This window comes from Candidatus Phaeomarinobacter ectocarpi, assembly GCF_000689395.1.
Classification (GTDB): Bacteria; Pseudomonadota; Alphaproteobacteria; order CGMCC-115125; family CGMCC-115125; genus Pyruvatibacter; species Pyruvatibacter ectocarpi.
This window is the reverse complement of the sequence record NZ_HG966617.1, coordinates 1-16235: the sequence shown is the minus strand read 5'-3', so window position 1 is coordinate 16235 and position 16235 is coordinate 1. Positions and strand designations below refer to the sequence as shown.

At 60.2% G+C, this 16235-nt stretch carries 14 protein-coding genes; 4 read left to right on the top strand and 10 right to left on the bottom strand.

The genetic code is table 11. The features are described 5' to 3' along the window. Positions 1–4 precede the first annotated feature (4 nt). Complete coding sequence (locus BN1012_RS00070; protein ID WP_052534228.1) at positions 5–1060, bottom strand: MBL fold metallo-hydrolase; 1056 nt, start codon at positions 1058–1060, stop codon at positions 5–7. A gap of 59 nt (positions 1061–1119) precedes the next feature. Beyond that, the gene (locus BN1012_RS16420; protein WP_052534225.1) at positions 1120–1722 is read right to left on the bottom strand and encodes an ankyrin repeat domain-containing protein; all 603 of its coding nucleotides are present in this window, start codon (positions 1720–1722) and stop codon (positions 1120–1122) included. Between the two features lie 150 nt (positions 1723–1872). Between BN1012_RS16420 and BN1012_RS00060 the strand changes: the two genes are divergently transcribed. Then, positions 1873–2496 carry an SCO family protein gene (locus BN1012_RS00060; RefSeq protein WP_043950419.1) on the top strand — a complete coding sequence of 208 codons (624 nt, stop codon included), beginning with the start codon at positions 1873–1875 and terminating at the stop codon, positions 2494–2496. Between the two features lie 25 nt (positions 2497–2521). Here the strand turns inward: BN1012_RS00060 and BN1012_RS00055 are convergent, their stop codons facing one another. Beyond that, positions 2522–2935 carry a VOC family protein gene (locus tag BN1012_RS00055; protein WP_197538349.1) on the bottom strand — a complete coding sequence of 138 codons (414 nt, stop codon included), beginning with the start codon at positions 2933–2935 and terminating at the stop codon, positions 2522–2524. Positions 2936–3006: 71 nt separating this feature from the next. Between BN1012_RS00055 and BN1012_RS00050 the strand changes: the two genes are divergently transcribed. Both BN1012_RS00050 and BN1012_RS00045 read left to right on the top strand, forming a co-directional pair. After that, positions 3007–3804 (top strand): M48 family metallopeptidase, encoded by a 798-nt coding sequence (locus BN1012_RS00050; RefSeq protein ID WP_063958472.1) that lies wholly within the window; start codon positions 3007–3009, stop codon positions 3802–3804. A gap of 39 nt (positions 3805–3843) precedes the next feature. Then, positions 3844–4827: an aldo/keto reductase gene (locus tag BN1012_RS00045; RefSeq protein WP_043948014.1), complete on the top strand. Its 984-nt coding sequence runs from the start codon at positions 3844–3846 to the stop codon at positions 4825–4827. Between the two features lie 3 nt (positions 4828–4830). Here the strand turns inward: BN1012_RS00045 and BN1012_RS00040 are convergent, their stop codons facing one another. The 6 genes from BN1012_RS00040 to dnaN form a co-directional block, all read right to left on the bottom strand. Beyond that, a complete protein-coding gene (locus BN1012_RS00040; protein WP_052534223.1) occupies positions 4831–7299 on the bottom strand; it encodes a transglycosylase domain-containing protein in 2469 nt (822 codons plus the stop codon). Between the two features lie 177 nt (positions 7300–7476). After that, positions 7477–8064, bottom strand: coding sequence for a hypothetical protein (locus BN1012_RS00035; RefSeq protein ID WP_052534218.1), 588 nt, complete (start codon positions 8062–8064; stop codon positions 7477–7479). 8 nt (positions 8065–8072) lie between these two features. Further along, on the bottom strand, positions 8073–10532 hold the full coding sequence (gene gyrB / locus BN1012_RS00030; RefSeq protein WP_043948013.1) for a DNA topoisomerase (ATP-hydrolyzing) subunit B: 2460 nt from the start codon (positions 10530–10532) through the stop codon (positions 8073–8075). 40 nt (positions 10533–10572) lie between these two features. After that, positions 10573–11139, bottom strand: coding sequence for an ATP-dependent Clp protease proteolytic subunit (locus BN1012_RS00025; protein WP_043950415.1), 567 nt, complete (start codon positions 11137–11139; stop codon positions 10573–10575). A 78-nt stretch (positions 11140–11217) separates the two neighbouring features. Next, on the bottom strand, positions 11218–12429 hold the full coding sequence (recF, locus tag BN1012_RS00020; RefSeq protein WP_043950414.1) for a DNA replication/repair protein RecF: 1212 nt from the start codon (positions 12427–12429) through the stop codon (positions 11218–11220). Positions 12430–12487: 58 nt separating this feature from the next. Then, on the bottom strand, positions 12488–13594 hold the full coding sequence (dnaN, locus tag BN1012_RS00015; protein ID WP_043948012.1) for a DNA polymerase III subunit beta: 1107 nt from the start codon (positions 13592–13594) through the stop codon (positions 12488–12490). Between the two features lie 513 nt (positions 13595–14107). Here dnaN and BN1012_RS00010 point away from each other — a divergent pair. Next, the gene (locus BN1012_RS00010; protein WP_043950413.1) at positions 14108–14572 is read left to right on the top strand and encodes a glyoxalase superfamily protein; all 465 of its coding nucleotides are present in this window, start codon (positions 14108–14110) and stop codon (positions 14570–14572) included. An 85-nt stretch (positions 14573–14657) separates the two neighbouring features. Here BN1012_RS00010 and dnaA read toward each other — a convergent pair whose 3' ends face one another. Next, complete coding sequence (gene dnaA, locus BN1012_RS00005) at positions 14658–16235, bottom strand: chromosomal replication initiator protein DnaA (RefSeq protein WP_081826118.1); 1578 nt, start codon at positions 16233–16235, stop codon at positions 14658–14660.

The window sequence follows — 16235 nt, the reverse complement described above, 5'->3', positions numbered from 1 at the left end:
ACCGTTAGATGTTTCCGGTGCGGCGAACGGGCAGAAACCGCGTTTCGCCAATGCGCATGATCCAGATATCATCGTCAGCAAAACCGCGCTCGCGTCCGGCTGCTTCAAACCTCACGGGTGGTTCGAAGGGAGGCTCCTCCGTCAGCACGACCGTGCCCCAATGCATTCCCACGAGCGTGCGGGCGCCAATGTCGATGCCGATCTGCACGGCCTCTTCCGGGTTGGCGTGACTGGCCTTCATGATCCTGCGCGGCTCGTAAGCACCGATGCCGATCAGGCCCAGATCAAACGGACCTTCCCGGGCGCCGATTTCCTCAAAGACAGGACCATAGGCCGTGTCTCCCCCAAAGAAGACCCGGCCTTCGGGTCCATCAAAGGAGAACGCAGCCCACAGGGACTTGTTGGTGTCGAGGCCGGACCGGCGGGACCAGTGCACGCATGGCAGGGCCTTGATGGTGAGGTCGTTCATGGTCAAAGACTGATACCAGTCCATATCGACCACGAACTTGAACCCGCGCTCACGGAAGAAGTCCCCCAGGCCCAGGGGAGCCACTACGGTCATCGTGTCCTTGCCCGGCAGTCTGTGCAGGGCCGTTTCGTCCAGATGGTCATAGTGGTTGTGGCTGATCGCCAGCACATCAATGGGAGGCAGGTCGCGGATGGCAATGCCGGAAGGCACGTAGCGCTTGGGCCCAAAGCCAACCGGGCCCGCATAGGTCGTGAGATAGGGGTCGGTCAGAATGGTTTTGCCGGCGATCCGCAACAGGAACGAGGCGTGTCCCAGCCATGTCACCACGCCGCGGTCATCGTTTGCGGGATCACGCGCTTTTTTGAGGGCAGCAAGTGCCTGGGGGCGCGGAACCACGTGATGATCAGGGATATCAATGTCGCGAAAACTGTGCCGGAACATGCGCTCCATGAAGGGCAGCATGTCCTTGAGGCCCGCGGTGCGATTGGGGCTCCCGGGCGGATTGCGAAAACGGCCGTCAGGCAGGTGGTGCCACGGCGTGTTCTCGGCAGGAGGTGGAAGCGTTCCGCGCTTGGGCAGTTTTGAAGCCATGCCTTGCGATATACGCACTCACCATGAACTGGCAAGCCTGATGACCTGAACCACGCGGATTATTCAGCGCCCGCGGCCACCAATAGCTCGACTGTTTGCCGGTGACGGCGCTCCTGGGCCAGGACCAGCGGCGTGCGTCCTGTGGGGTCAGTGTCATTGAGATACGCGTCTGCATTGATCAGCACCTCGACGACATCGGTGTGACCCAATTTGGCTGCGAGCATCAAAGGCGTCTGGCCATTCTTGCCGGTCTTGTCGACGTCGGCGCCGGCATCAATCAGCATCTGCGCGAGATCAGCCCGGTTGATGCGGGCCGCTTCTTCCAACGCGGTCAGGCCGTCGCGACGGCCTGGAACATTCACCCGCGCTTTGCGCTCGAGCATCAGCGCCACGATGTCACGCTTGCCTGTCCGAACAGCCTCGATAAGGGCCGGGACACCTTTAATGCTGCGCTCATTCGCGCTCAGGCCAGCCAGAAAAGCTTCCTCAACCTCGGCAAGATCGCCGGACCGGATGGCCACAACCATCTCGTTTTCATCCACGAGCTGGGCAGATGCGGGCGTTGCCGCAAAGGCCACAAACACGGAAAGGACAAGACTTGCGAGCATTGTCGCCGGGGTTTTTGCGGAAACACAATCGCGTGTGCGACGCTTGGTCTGCATGATCCTGGGTCCTGAACGTACTAGTCTCGTGAAATTCGAGCGGCAGACACACCATATGGAGTGCCTGCATAGGTGTTAAAAGCCACGCCGCTCCTGGGACGTCAAGCGTCCTGATGGATGGCAGAGTGCGTAACAAAGGCTGAACCGACCATGAACCGACTTCTGCTTGTAGCTACAGCCGCCACCGCTGTCGTGGCTCTCACGGCCATCGGACTGTTGATGACCGGCGGTCTTCGGGCGCCGCAGGTTGTGGATATTTCAACCTCTGCGCCGGTTCGGTCGACAGGGGTGCCCAATATTGGCGGTCCGTTCGAATTGGTTAATCAGGCCGGTGAGCCGGTAACGGATGCTGATTTTGCGGGCAAGAAAACCCTTATCTATTTCGGCTTTACCTACTGCCCGGATGTCTGCCCGACCGCGCTTCAGGTGATGTCAGTGGCGCTTGAAGAGTTGGGCGATGATGCAGACGCGTTTACGCCGATTTTCGTGACGGTGGACCCGGAGCGTGACGACCCTGAAACCATGGCCGCCTATGTTGAGCATTTCGGCGACAACTTCATTGGGCTGACCGGCACGCCGGAGCAGATTGAAGCCGCTGCCAAAGCCTACAAGGTTTACTACCGCAAGGTGGAAGATGCGTCTTCAAGCGCGGGCTACACCATGGATCACTCGTCCGTTGTGTATCTGATGAGCGAAGACAATACGTTCCTGGCCAACTTCACACATGAAACCCGGCCCGACCGGATGGCTGCACGGCTGCGCCGATATCTCTAGAGACGCGGGTTTCTAGACCTTCTGCCTATTTCGCAAAAATGTCGGCTTCGTCGCGAAAGGCCTTGAACTCGAGCGCGTTGCCTGCGGGATCGAGGAAGAACATGGTCGCCTGCTCGCCCGGCTGACCCTTGAAGCGGGTGTGTGGCTCAATGATGAAATCCGTATCGGCCTGTTTGAGACTGTCCGCCAACGCTTCCCATTGATCCCACGCGAGGATCAGACCGAAATGGCGTACCGGTACATTGTCGCCGTCCACGGCATTGGTTGCCGCACGGCCCACTTCATCAGGTGCCAGATGCGCGACGATCTGATGGCCGTGAAAATCAAAATCCACCCAACTTTCGGAGGACCGGCCTTCAGCGCAGCCCAACAGGCCTCCATAAAAGGCGCGGGCGCGCGTCAGATCATCAACGGGGAAAGCAAGGTGAAAGCGTGGCATGGTCATGGCGATCTTTTACACTGAGGCGATTCGACCTGACCATACTCTCTGCACGCATTCGCAGCACGCTCATGAATAAACAGGTGGCCAAAAACAATACGACCCAGCGGGCCACCATGATGGTGGCAGGCCGTGAGGTTGGCGTTGTGCTCAAGGCCAACAAGCGCGCGCGCCGGATGATCCTCAAGGTCGATCCGGTGCGGCGTGAGGTCACGATTACCAGCCCGTCCATTCGCGGATTTTCCAACGCCTTGGCCTTTGCCCAAAAGCACGAAGCATGGGTGGCGGAACGGCTGGAAGATCTGCCAGAGCCTGTGCCGTTTGTGGACGGAGCGATCATTCCCGTGCGCGGTGAGCCGCATGTGATTGTGCATGACCGCGAGGGGCGCGCTCGTGCACCGGTGCGTATTGAAGGCCCGCAGATCAACGCGGACCCTGATCTGCCGCTTTTTGCCACGAGTGATGGCCCCGCGCGCCTTTTGGTCTCGGGGGATGCGGCGCACATCAACCGGCGCGTGACGGACTGGCTGAAACGCGAGGCGCGGCGCGATCTGGAAGACGCCACGCTGGCGCACGCAGCCGCCTACGGCACATCGCCAGCACGCATTACCCTGCGGGATACCGCCAGCCGGTGGGGGTCGTGTTCCACCAGCCGGGTCATCAACTATTCCTGGCGGCTGATCTTTGCGCCGCCTTATGCACTGGACTATGTCGTAGCCCATGAAGCGGCCCATCTGATTGAGCACAATCACGGGCCGAACTTCTGGAGGCTGGTCAAAACCCGTATCGACGACATTGAACGGGCAAAAATCTGGCTGACCGAGAACGGTGCGGCCTTGCATCGATACGGCGCAGACCCTATTTCTTGATCAACTGACCTAAGGTCATTTTTATCGGGAGGGGTCCTCATGAACAGACGCACACTTGGTACTTCGCTGGGCGTATCTGCCCAGGGGCTGGGCTGCATGGGGATGTCACAGTCCTACGGTGAGGCGGACCTGGCTGAATCAGAAGCCACCCTCCTTAAGGCGCTGGACCTTGGCATCACCTTTTTTGACACCGCCGACGCCTATGGCGCGGGGCACAATGAAGAGCTGGTGGGACGTGTGCTCAAGCCTCATCGCGACCGGATTCAGCTGGCCACGAAGTTTGCGATCGTTCCGGGCAAAGACGGCAAGCTCATGGGCGTGCAGTGCGATCCGGCCTATGTGAAACAGGCCTGCGAGGCCAGCCTCACGCGACTGGGGCTGGACCACATCGACCTGTATTACATGCATCGGCTCGATCCCAATGTACCGATCGAGGATACGGTGGGGGCCATGTCCGAGCTGGTGAGCGAAGGCAAGGTGAAGCATCTGGGGCTGTGCGAAATTTCTTCCAAGACCATTCGTCGGGCCCATGCGGTGCACCCCATCACTGCAGTGCAGTCCGAGTACTCGTTGTGGACACGCGAAGTGGAAGAACATGTGCTGCCGGTCTGTGGGGAACTTGGCATCGGCTTTGTCCCCTTCTCACCCTTGGGCCGGGGCTTCCTGACCGGTGCCCTCTCCAAGGATGATCTGGGCAAGGGCGACATGCGCACCATGCTGCCGCGGTTCAGTGACGAGAATTTTGATACCAACCGGGCGCTTGTGTCCGCAGTTGAAGAGCTTGCGGCGGGCAAGGGCGTGAAAGCGGGTCAGATTGCGCTGGCCTGGGTGATGGCCAAATCAGACGGGATCGTTCCCATTCCCGGAACCAAGCGACGAAAGTACCTGGAAGAGAATGCAGAAGCGGATGCCATTGATCTGACTACGGATGATCTGGCGAAATTGGATGCAATTTTCGGTGGGGGCGCTGTGACAGGCGAGCGCTATCCGCAGGCCATCATGGACACGGTTGAAAAAGACTAGTCTCTAGTCCGCCCAGCCGCGGTTGCTGCCGTCATCGTACTCGTCGTCGCCACCCCCAAAGAGACGCGCGAAGAAGCCTGCGTCCGGGTCACGTGGCGTGCGGCGCTGATATCCTTCCGGCGTATAGCCGGGCGGGCCAAAACGCGGATCATAGGCAGGTGCGGTACGATCATATTCAGGTTCCGCGGGCACAGCGGCAATGGTGACCGGCGGCTGCCAGTTGCCGGGCAGGTTGCGAATGGGCTTGCCGGTGTGGGCTGCGGTCATGAAGTTGGCCCAGATCTGCGTCGGCAGCTTGCCGCCGGTGACCTTTACCATGGATGCCCCATCATCATTGCCAACCCAGACACCGGCAACGATATCCGCGGTGTAGCCAATGAACCAGGCGTCGCGATTGTCCTGACTGGTGCCGGTCTTGCCCGCGGCGGGACGGCCAATCTGCGCCCGGCGGCCGGTGCCGGTGGCAATGGTTTCGCCCAGCATGGCGTTCATGCGCGCCACATTTGCGCGCGCAACGACGCGGCCCGGGCCATCGCCGGTACGTTCAAACAGCACGTCAGTCTGGCCTTCTTCATTGACCATGGTGACGCGGTTGATGATGTGGGTGAAGACGCCCTGCCCGCCATTGGCAAGGGGCGCGTAGGCGCCGGTGAGTTCTGCAAGCGTCACCTCTGATGACCCCAGCGCCAGCGACAGGTCTGCCCGAAGGTCTGATGTGATGCCCATGCGCCGCGCGGTGCGGGCGACAGTGCCCGGTCCGGCTTCATGGGTCAGGCGCACGGCGACGGTATTGATGCTCTTGGAGAGAGCCCGCATGAGGGTGACGTCGCCTTCATACTTGTCCGAAAAATTGGAGGGGGTGTAGTTGGCCACGCGGATAGGCGCATCACGGCGGATCGTCACGGGCGTCATGCCGCGTTCAAGCGCTGTCAGATAGACAAACGTCTTGAAGGCAGAGCCCGGCTGACGCTTGGCCGTCGTTGCGCGGTTGAACTGACTCTTGCGGTAGTCGCGACCACCGACCAACGCACGCACAGCGCCGTTTGGCGACATGGCGACGAGGGCACCCTGGCTGACATTGGCGGCTTCTCCCACCAATGCCAGGCCACTCTTGATGGCGCCAACAGCTGCCACCTGAAGGTCCGGGTCAATTGTTGTTTCGACTGTAATGTCGCGTTCCGTGCGGCCGACAAAATCAGCCAGCTGTTCTTCTATCCAGTCGACTGCGTACCCGGTTTCGGTGGTTGCGCGCTGGGCCAGTTCAGCGGGGAAGGCAGATGCTGTGTCGGCGTCGGGATCCGTCAGATAGCCATAACGGCGCATGGCGTCGATCACGATGTTGGCGCGGGCCTGCGCGCCTTCGGGGTTGTTGGTGGGAGCAAGACGCGACGGCGCTTTCACCAGCCCGGCCAGCATGGCGGCTTCAGGCACGGTGAGCTGTGTGGATGGCTTGTCGAAAAAGCGTTGGGACGCCGCCTCAAGCCCATAGGCCCCGGCACCGAAATAGACGCGATTGAGGTAAAGCGTCAGCAACTCGTCCTTGGAGTATTCGCTCTCCAGCCACATGGCGAGCATGGTCTCCTGCACCTTGCGTTTGAGCGTGCGGTCGGGCTTGAGAAACAGGTTTTTTGCCAGCTGCTGGGTGATGGTCGAGCCACCCTGCACCACGCTCATGGCCTTGAAATTCTCCACCATGGCGCGGGCGATGCCAACGGGATCTATGCCCGCATGGTCATAGAAGCGGCGGTCTTCGATCGCGATAAAGGCGTGGGCCACGTGAGGAGGAAGATCGGGAACGTTGATCGCACCGGCAAATCCGGAGCCGCGGCGCGCCAGAACAGAGCCATCATTGGCCAGAATGGTAACGGTCGGGGCCCGACTTGGGACGGCAAGGTCCTGTGTTTCGGGAAGTTCCATGGCCCAGCTGAACGCAAGGCCGACAACACCGACGCCTAGCCACAGGCAAGTGACCGCAGCCCAGTACCCAAGACGCCGCGCAGATACTTTTTGGCCCATGGCTGCGAACCAGCCGCTAAACCCGCCGCCGGAGCCGCCTCCAGAACCACCCCCAGAACCGCCACGGCCATTGCCACCGCCGCGTCCACCACCAGCCATCTTACTGCGGGCAGACCGGTGTGTCGGTGCCTGCTTGTTTGCACGTTTGGGTTTGCGTGACTGCGGGCGCGCGCCGGATTTTGGTTTTTGACGGGGGCGTGGTGACGGCTCCAGATTGGCCTGGGCCTCACCGGCTTCATACGCTTCATTGCTCCGGGGACGGATAATTCTTGGGCCGGGTTTTTGCGATGGCGCGGGAATAGAAGGGGGTTCCAGCTCGCGTTCCGCAACGCGCCGCTGCTGTTCTACCCGCGCAAGCATCTCGCGTGGAGAAGCTGACGGCGTGCGCTGTGCTTTGGGACGATCCGACAGGACGCGTGCAAGACGCGCGGACGGGATCACGCCCTCCTCGGGCATGCTCTCGTCTTGACTGTCCCCATCGTCTCGAGAACGCCAGTTTCCTGCGGTTTTTCGCGCTGTCATACGCCCTGCGAACCAGCCGTCCGCGCCAAAAATGGTTAACCAGACGTTATTGTCTGATCCCAACTCTTAACGGGAGGTGAAGGCGTGGGTTTGGCCGTCCTGTGACCGTTTTTAGGCGGCGTAGGGTTCCTCATGGACTATGTGTGCCACGAGAAGTTTGACCACGTAGAACGGGGCGATCCATGCAAGGAGCAAGGGGGTGGATGCCACCAGCGGGGCAATGGCCAGAACAAATGCCGCCGCGGTGAGCGCAACCGGACGCCTAAGATAGAGCGGGCAGGCGAGAGCCATGATGGTTGAACCGACCGTTGCCGCGTACAGGAATGCAGCCCACATCCATCCTGATTCAGGAAACGCCCAGGCAATCAGCAGCGGGTGAATATGCAGGACTACAAAAACAAGATGATGCCAGTCCCGGGCACCAGCGCGATGATACCAGCGCTTGGCTGCCGCGGTGGCATTCACAAATACGCCGCCACCCAGATCAACGGCGAGCACCATCAGGACAATGATCTGCCAGGCGGCAAGAGCACGGCCTTCAAAAAGAACGGCTGCAAGTGCTAAAGCGGGTGCGAATGCGGAAACGGCAAATGCAATGTGCCGCTCCATTCGCGTGCGGCGATTGCCAGAGAAATTACGCATGAAGGCCACAAAACCAGACGCGGCACCTTCAATGTTCCAGTCACTTGGCGGACGCATGCCGTCTCCTAAACGTCGAGATTGGCCGCCTGAAGCGCGTTGTCCTGAATGAAGGCGCGGCGGGGTTCCACGACGTCGCCCATGAGTTTTTCAAACAGGTCGTTGGCTTCGTCCATGTGTTCGACCCTGACCTGCAACAGGGTGCGGGCGGAGGGGTCGAGCGTGGTTTCCCACAGCTGGTCCGGGTTCATTTCACCCAGACCCTTGTAGCGCTGCATGGCGTTACCTTTGCGGCCGGCGTCAAAGATGGCTTCCAGCAGCTGCATGGGGCTGCGGATTTCCGTCACGCCGTCCTTGCGCTCAAAGCGGGCGGCCTTGGCGTAGACCTCCTGCAGACGCGCCGTCATTGAATCCAGGCGACGGGCATCGGCTGAGGCAATGAGGCGACCATCGAGCACATGGATTTCGCGGACACCACGCACTTCGCGCTCGAACTGCAGACCCCCATCATCGGTCAGCTGGCCATTCCATCCGCGTTCTGTCTCCTCGGACAGCATGTCGAGGCGGCGGGCAATGTAGTCAGCAGCGCCCTGTGCTTTTTCCGCGTCTTCCATGACGTCCGGGTTGAGGGCACCGGCGATGGCGGCCTGCTCCACGATGAAGACCGGATAGCGGGCGCGAACGGAATCAAATGATGTGCGTGCTTTGCGCGCTTCTTCAACGACCTGACGCAGGTCTTCACCGGCCATCTGCTCGCCATTGTCCAGCGTCAGCACGGCGCCATCGAGGCCGGTTGAAATCAGATAGTCCTCAAGACCGCGCTCATCCTTGACGTAGGTCTCGGACTGGCCGCGCTTGATTTTGTAGAGCGGCGGCTGGGCGATGTAGAGATAGCCGCCTTCAATGACTTCCGGCATCTGCCGGTAGAAGAAAGTTAGCAGCAGGGTTCTGATGTGCGCGCCGTCGACGTCGGCGTCGGTCATGATGATGATCTTGTGGTAGCGCAGCTTTTCGATGTTGAAATCATCGCGGCCGATGCCGGTACCCAACGCCGTTATGAGCGTGCCGATTTCGTTGGACGACAGCATCTTGTCGAAACGCGCGCGTTCCACATTGAGGATTTTGCCGCGCAGGGGCAGCACCGCCTGATTGGCACGGTCACGGGCCTGCTTGGCGGACCCACCAGCTGAATCGCCCTCCACCAGGAAGAGTTCGGAAATCGCCGGGTCCTTGGACTGGCAATCGGCAAGTTTGCCGGGCAAGGACGACACATCGAGCGCACCTTTGCGGCGGGTGAGTTCGCGGGCCTTGCGCGCGGCTTCGCGGGCGGCCGCTGCATCCACCACCTTGCCGATGATGCCTTTGGCTTCACCTGGGTGCTCTTCAAACCAGCTGTTGAGCTGCTCGTTGACGATGCTCTCCACAATGGGACGCACTTCCGACGAGACCAGCTTGTCTTTGGTCTGGGACGAGAATTTTGGGTCCGGCACTTTGACGGACACGATGCAGGTCAGGCCTTCGCGCGCGTCATCGCCTGTGAGAGAAACCTTTTCGCGTTTCAGCAGGCCATGGGCATTTGCGTAGCCGTTGATGACGCGGGTGAGCGCGCCACGGAAGCCCGCAAGGTGGGTCCCGCCATCGCGCTGGGGAATGTTGTTGGTGAAGGTCAGCACGTTCTCGTGGAAGGAATCATTCCACCACAAAGCCACATCAACGGTGATGTCGTCTTTTTCCGCGTGAATGGCGATAGGTGCCTCAAACAGCGTGCCGCGGTTGCGGTCCAGATACCGAACGAACTCTTCGATGCCGCCTTCATAGTAAAGCTCGACCTCATTGGGCTCGACGCCGCGCAGGTCAGAAATCGTGATGCGGACACCTGAATTGAGGAAGGCCAGCTCACGCAGACGATGTTCCAGCGTGGGGAAGTCGAAATCCGTCATGGTGAACGTATCTGTGGAGGGCAGGAATGTAATTTCCGTACCCGTGCGCTGCTTGCCCTTGCCTTCGTCCTGCGGCGCTTCACCAGTGACCGCAAGCGGCGCCTGGCTGTCGCCATGCACGAACTGCATTTCATGGGTCTTGCCGTTGCGCCAGATTTTGACGTCGAGACGTACGGACAGCGCGTTCACGACCGAGACGCCCACGCCGTGCAGACCACCGGAGACCTTGTAGGAGTTCTGGTCGAACTTACCGCCGGCATGCAGCTGGGTCATGATGACTTCAGCAGCCGAAATGCCTTCTTCGGTATGCATCTGGGTGGGGATGCCGCGGCCATTGTCCCGCACGGTGACGGAGCCATCCGCATTGAGGGTGATATTCACCGTGTCGCAGTGGCCGGCCAACGCCTCGTCAATGGCGTTGTCCACTACTTCGTAAACCATGTGATGAAGTCCCGAGCCGTCATCGGTATCACCGATATACATGCCCGGACGTTTGCGCACGGCATCAAGGCCCTTCAGAACCTTGATGGAATCCGCGCCGTACTCGTCCGGGTCAACGCCTTGCGGCGTGTTGCTCTGATCACTCATGGTTTTTCTTTCGTTCTTCCGTAAACGGAGGAAGTTGTCTTTAGCCGAGTTCGCTGATGTTCGAGATGATGCGGGAGACGACGCCGTAGTCCTTGGCTTCTTCCGCACTCATCCAGTAGTCACGATGGGTGTCCTTGACGATCTGTTCGTAGCTCTGGCCCGTTGCATCCGCAAAGATGCGGTTGAGGCGCTCGCGCATCTTGATGACTTCCTGCGCCTGAATGTCGATGTCAGAGGCAGAGCCGCCAATGCCGCCGCGCGGTTCGTGCAGCAGGAAACGAGTGTTGGGCAGGCATACGCGGTCTTCCTTCTCCGCGGACACATAGATCAACGCACCGGCAGAGGCACACCAGCCCGAGCCGACCATGCGAACCTTCGGCTTAATGAACTTGACCATGTCGTGGATCATGTCACCGGACTCAACGTGGCCGCCGGGAGACGACACGATCATTGTGATCGGGTCATCGCTTTCCGCAGCCATGGCGAGCAGACGCTCTGTTGTGGTGCGGGCGATGCGGTCGTTGATTTCACCCACCACCAGGACCGTGCGCGAATTGAACAGCGCATTTTCCATAATCGGGTTGGTAAAGCTCTTGGCGATATCCATCGGGTCGGCGTCGTTTGTTGTTACTGGCATCTTGTTGTCTCCGAAAATGTCTTCATCTGTAAGCCGCATCACCTGAGGTCAGGTGTGAGGCGTGATTTCTCCATGAGCCACGTTAAAAAGCTGTGCGCGATCGCCCAGATTTTCAAACAGGCTTGCATCTGTTCCCGTCATCCACGCCTGCGCGCCCAAGCGCTCAAGCTCATCGAACAGGGCCGCACGACGGCGGGCATCCAAATGGGCGGCCACCTCGTCCAGCAGCAGCAAAGGCGGCGCGCCAAAGCTTGCACAGTGCAGGCGCGCATTGGCGAGCACGAGGCCGATCAGCAGCGCCTTTTGCTCGCCCGTGGAACAAGCCTGCGCATCCATGTTTTTGGGCGCATGGCGCACCAGCATGTCTGCGCGATGTGGCCCTTCAAGGGCCCGGCCCGCCGCCGCATCTCTGCCGCGCGAGGACGCCAGCCGCTTGGCGAACGCATCCTCTATATCAACCGACGGCGCTGAATTCAGGGTGTCGTCCACGCCATCTGCAAAGCCTGATGCCAGCGCCACATCGGCCTTGGGAAAGGCGGTGTCGCTTGGGCCGTCATGCTCGGCAATGGCGGCTGCCAGTTGCCCAATGATATGGGAACGGGCGAGCGCAATTGCGATGCCGTGTTCCGCCATCTGAGCTTCAAGGGCCGATAGCCACGAGGCGTCCCAGTTGTCTTCGCCCAGGAGCCGGGTGCGCTCACGCATGGCTTTTTCATAGGACGTCACACGCGAAGAGTGCCCCGCATCAAATCCAAGGACCATGCGATCAAGAAAGCGGCGGCGTCCGCCGGCGCCTTCCATGAACAGGCGGTCCATATGCGGGGTCAGCCAGAGGGCCCGCACATAATGGCCAAGAATACCGGAGCTGGGCTTTGCCGCCCCGTCCACCTTGACGATGCGCTTGTCGCCATCGTTGGTGTGGCCAATGCCGGTACCAAGATCAACGGTGCCTTCCGGGGTCAGAATGGTCGCTGCAACGCCCCATGGCTGTTCTGCGGGTGCGTCGTCGCCCAAAGACATGTCGCGGGTGGACACGTCAGACAGGCGCACACCGCGCAGGCCGCGGCCAGGCGTCAGAAATGAGACCGCTTCGAGAATGTTTGTCTTGCCGGCACCGTTTTCGCCCACCAGCACGACACAGCGCGCATCAAGGGCGAGCGCCGTTCGGGCGTGGTTGCGAAAGCCTGTGACCACCAGTCGAAGCACCGCCAGCCGTGCAGACGCGACAGACCCCTGAGATTCAGGTGTCGGCGCAGTCACGGGTGGGTTGGTTTCAACAAGGGTCAATCAGTACCTTTCGCGATTGTGGAATGCCGGGTCAGACGCGCATTGGCATCAGGACGTACAGTGCCTCGGGGTCATCCGTGTCGCGCACAACAGTGGGTGAGCCCGCATCAGACAGCTCGAAATGTGCCGTTGGCCCATCCAGCTGCTGGGTGATGTCGAGCAGGTAGCGGGCGTTGAAGCCGATCTCCAGCGCATCACCCTTGTAGTCAACGCCAAGTTCTTCAGTGGCAGATCCTGAGTCCGGGTTGTTGACCGCGAGAGTGACTTTGCCGTCGTCCAGGTCCAGCTTCACGGCGCGGCTGCGCTCGGTTGAGATGGTGGACACGCGATCCACGGCAGACGCGAAGAGCTTGCCGTCCACTTCCATGGACTTGTCATTTTCAGACGGGATCACCCGACCGTAATCAGGGAAGGTGCCGTCGATGAGTTTGGAGGTCAGCGTTACACCGCCAAGGTCAAAGCGGATCTTGGTTTCCGAGACCGCGATTTTCACCGTGTCGTCGCCAGTCTCAAGGAGCTTGAGCAGTTCGGTGACTGTCTTGCGCGGCACAATGATGCCCGGCATGCCGTCGGCACCGCTGGGCATGGGCATGTCGACGCGCGCCAGACGGTGGCCATCGGTGGCGACAGCGCGCAGCTTGCCCTCAACAGTGTGGAGGTAGATGCCGTTCAGGTAATACCGGGTTTCTTCCGTTGAGATGGCGAACCGGGTTTTTTCAATCAGGCGGAACAGATCCTTGGTGGAAATCTCAAAGCTGTAGGGCATGTCGCCTGCGGCAGCGGCGGGGAAGTCCTCGCGCGGCAGGCTCTGCAGGGCGAAGCGGGAGCGACCGGCAACGACCGTCACCTTGCCTGTTTCCGCATCATGATTGACCTCGACCTGTGCCCCGTCAGGCAGCTTGCGCACGATGTCGTACATGGTGTGGGCGGGGGCCGTGGTGCCGCCGCCGGACGCCACATCAGCCGACACGCCTTCAACGATCTCAATATCCAGATCGGTGGCTGTGAGGCTTAGCTGCCCGTCATCTGCAGACAGCAGCACATTGGCCAGAATGGGGATCGTATTGCGCCGTTCCACCACGCTTTGCACGTGATTGAGGGCCTTAAGGAGAGCGCCGCGTTCAATCGTGATCTTCATGGGACTGGGTTTTTCCGTATTTGCGGGCCGGGAACGGCAGGTCTGGCGGGGTCACAGCCCCCATGCACCTGAACCATGTCACGGTGATCTGAGGCTGGCTGATTTCACGCTGGGGCGGCATTTTGGCTTTGGTCTGCAAAGCCCGCTTGACTCCCCAATCAACCCCTCGCCTAAGGGGCCAGAATCAGCCCTAAACTTATAGCAGTTTCAGGGTGCAGATGTACAAAATCCGGCTTGTGGGACTGGGATTCATAATCAGATTTCCTGCAATTCCACACACCAGCCATGTGAGTTTGGGGTTTTGACATTCTCCGCGCGGACGCCTACCTATCAGCCTCACACGACCAAGGGGTTCAGGCCCCCGCCGCCCGCTGGCTTTTTGCCCCGGTGAAGCCCTGAAACTGTGCCGACCCGCCAGAAATGGCGACGCCAGCCATGTCAGCATTTGCTGCCTGGTGGCAATGCGGGCTCCATCAGACCAACAGCAGCATTTCACCTGATATGAGGCTCAAAATGGTCACGAAAACAGACGTACCAACCATTGAAGACCTGAAGGCCCAGGCAAAACGCCTGCGCATTCAGCTGGATACACCCCAGACCCCGATCACCCATGCCCGCGCGCTGGAGCTTATGGCGCGCCAATATGGATATGCCGACTGGAACACGCTGTGTGCGGTCTCCAAACGGTGTGAGCAGGAACGGGCGCGCAGCTTGTCCCAGCGGCCCCTGCAGGTCGGCGACGAGGTTGCCGGCACCTATCTTGGCAACAAGTTTGTTGGCCAGGTCGTTGGCATCCGCTCCATGGGGGCCGGGCACACACGCCTGACGCTGCATTTCGACGAGCCGGTGGACGTTGTGACGTTCGACAGCTTCTCGTCCTTCCGTCAGCGGGTGTCGTGCACACTGGATGAGGATCTGGTGGCACCAACCAAGTTGTCAGACGGGACACCGCATATGCGGATTGAACATCGGCTTTAGGACTTGAAGCCAGACAACAAAAAGGCCGGGATGATGATTGTCATCCCGGCCTTTTTCGTCTGAGCACATCCCGTACGGCCAGATCTTACTCTTCAATTTTCCGGCGGATGAGGTTGATGTCCTCGTCCAGCGTTTTGTCCTCGGCGCGCAGCTGCTCGATCTTGTTGACGCCGTGCAGAACCGTGGTGTGATCGCGGCCGCCGAACTTGCGGCCGATCTCCGGCAGCGAGCGCGTTGTCAAGTGCTTGCACAAATACATGGCCACCTGACGTGGGCGCGCGACGGAACGGGACCGGCGCGGCGACGACATATCAACCAGACGCAGATTGTAATGGTCTGCCACCTTGCGCTGGATGTCGTCGATGGTGATGCGCTTTTCGTTAGCGCGCACCAGATGCCGCAGAATGTCCTGAGCGTGCTCAATCGTGAGGGTGCGACCAATCAATTCCGCATGCGCAATGAGTGTGGTCAGGGCGCCTTCAAGCTCGCGAATGGACGATGAGATGGAGCTTGCAAGGAAGTCGATGACGTCATCACTGAGCTGAACGCCAGGATGGTTGGGCAGCATGGCTTCAGCCTTTGCCTGCAAGATGCCGAGGCGCAGCTCATAGTCAGTCGGCAGAATATCGCAGGCAAGACCGTGGCCCAGGCGTGAACGGATACGTTCCTCGATCCCTTCAAGATCAGACGGTGAGCGGTCTGCAGAGATGATGATCTGGCGGTTGTGGTCCACCAGTGCATTGAACGTATGGAAGAACTCTTCCTGCGTTGAATCCTTGCCACCGATGAACTGCACGTCGTCAACCATCAGCACATCGACGGAGCGATAGGCGTGCTTGAACGCGACGGTGTCCTTGTGCCGAAGCGCATTGACGAAGTGATACATGAAGCGCTCGGCAGACAGATAGACAACGCGCTTGCTTGGGTCGCGGCGGCGGATTTCCGTTCCGATGGCGTGCATCAGATGGGTCTTGCCAAGGCCAACAGGGCCATACAGGTAAAGCGGATTGAAAGGCACTGTGCCTTCCGCTTCTGCAACCCGGCGCGCGGCCGCATAGGCCAGCTGGTTCGATTTGCCGACAATGAAATTGTCGAAGGTGAGATGCGGCAGAAGCGGTGCGCCAAGAGGCGCGTCTTCACCAGACGCACTTGCGGGGCCGGACGCACCTGCGGCTGCGTTTGTCTGAAACGGATTGCTGGTCGCTGCGCGCGGTGGGGCTGCAGCAGGTGCAGGTTTGGACGGTGCCGGAGCTGCGGCTGGTGCGCGTGATGCCATGCTGTCGGCAGCAATTGCGCGCGCGGCTTCTGCAGCTGTCGCGGACCCTTCCGCGATTAGCGTCACTTTGCGAACGGTTGAATCTTCTGCACGCCACAGGCCCAGGAGCTGATCGCCAAACTCACGCTGGATGTAGTCACGGGCAAAAGACGTGGGCACCGAGTAGCTCACTGCGCCATCACCGACACCGATCAGGGCCACCTGGCCAAACCAGCTCTTGAAGCGCGCTTCGCCAAGGCCTGCGCGCAGCTTCTGCTGCACGCTTGCCCATTGCTCTGCAACACCTGTCTGGCCCGCGCCAGCATCGAGGCCATTGAATGATGGCTGGGTCGCCTCTTCTAGAGCCGGGTCTTGTTCGGTCTGGGAACCGGGTTTGCTATTTATCAT

Coding starts and splice junctions, on each gene's coding strand:
- BN1012_RS00070 (WP_052534228.1), bottom strand. CDS start 1,060: ATGGCTTCAAAACTGCCCAAGCGCGGAACGCTTCCACCTCCTGCCGAG.
- BN1012_RS16420 (WP_052534225.1), bottom strand. CDS start 1,722: ATGCAGACCAAGCGTCGCACACGCGATTGTGTTTCCGCAAAAACCCCG.
- BN1012_RS00060 (WP_043950419.1), top strand. CDS start 1,873: ATGAACCGACTTCTGCTTGTAGCTACAGCCGCCACCGCTGTCGTGGCT.
- BN1012_RS00055 (WP_197538349.1), bottom strand. CDS start 2,935: ATGCCACGCTTTCACCTTGCTTTCCCCGTTGATGATCTGACGCGCGCC.
- BN1012_RS00050 (WP_063958472.1), top strand. CDS start 3,007: ATGAATAAACAGGTGGCCAAAAACAATACGACCCAGCGGGCCACCATG.
- BN1012_RS00045 (WP_043948014.1), top strand. CDS start 3,844: ATGAACAGACGCACACTTGGTACTTCGCTGGGCGTATCTGCCCAGGGG.
- BN1012_RS00040 (WP_052534223.1), bottom strand. CDS start 7,299: ATGCCCGAGGAGGGCGTGATCCCGTCCGCGCGTCTTGCACGCGTCCTG.
- BN1012_RS00035 (WP_052534218.1), bottom strand. CDS start 8,064: ATGCGTCCGCCAAGTGACTGGAACATTGAAGGTGCCGCGTCTGGTTTT.
- gyrB (WP_043948013.1), bottom strand. CDS start 10,532: ATGAGTGATCAGAGCAACACGCCGCAAGGCGTTGACCCGGACGAGTAC.
- BN1012_RS00025 (WP_043950415.1), bottom strand. CDS start 11,139: ATGGATATCGCCAAGAGCTTTACCAACCCGATTATGGAAAATGCGCTG.
- dnaN (WP_043948012.1), bottom strand. CDS start 13,594: ATGAAGATCACGATTGAACGCGGCGCTCTCCTTAAGGCCCTCAATCAC.
- BN1012_RS00010 (WP_043950413.1), top strand. CDS start 14,108: ATGGTCACGAAAACAGACGTACCAACCATTGAAGACCTGAAGGCCCAG.
- dnaA (WP_081826118.1), bottom strand. CDS start 16,235: ATGATAAATAGCAAACCCGGTTCCCAGACCGAACAAGACCCGGCTCTA.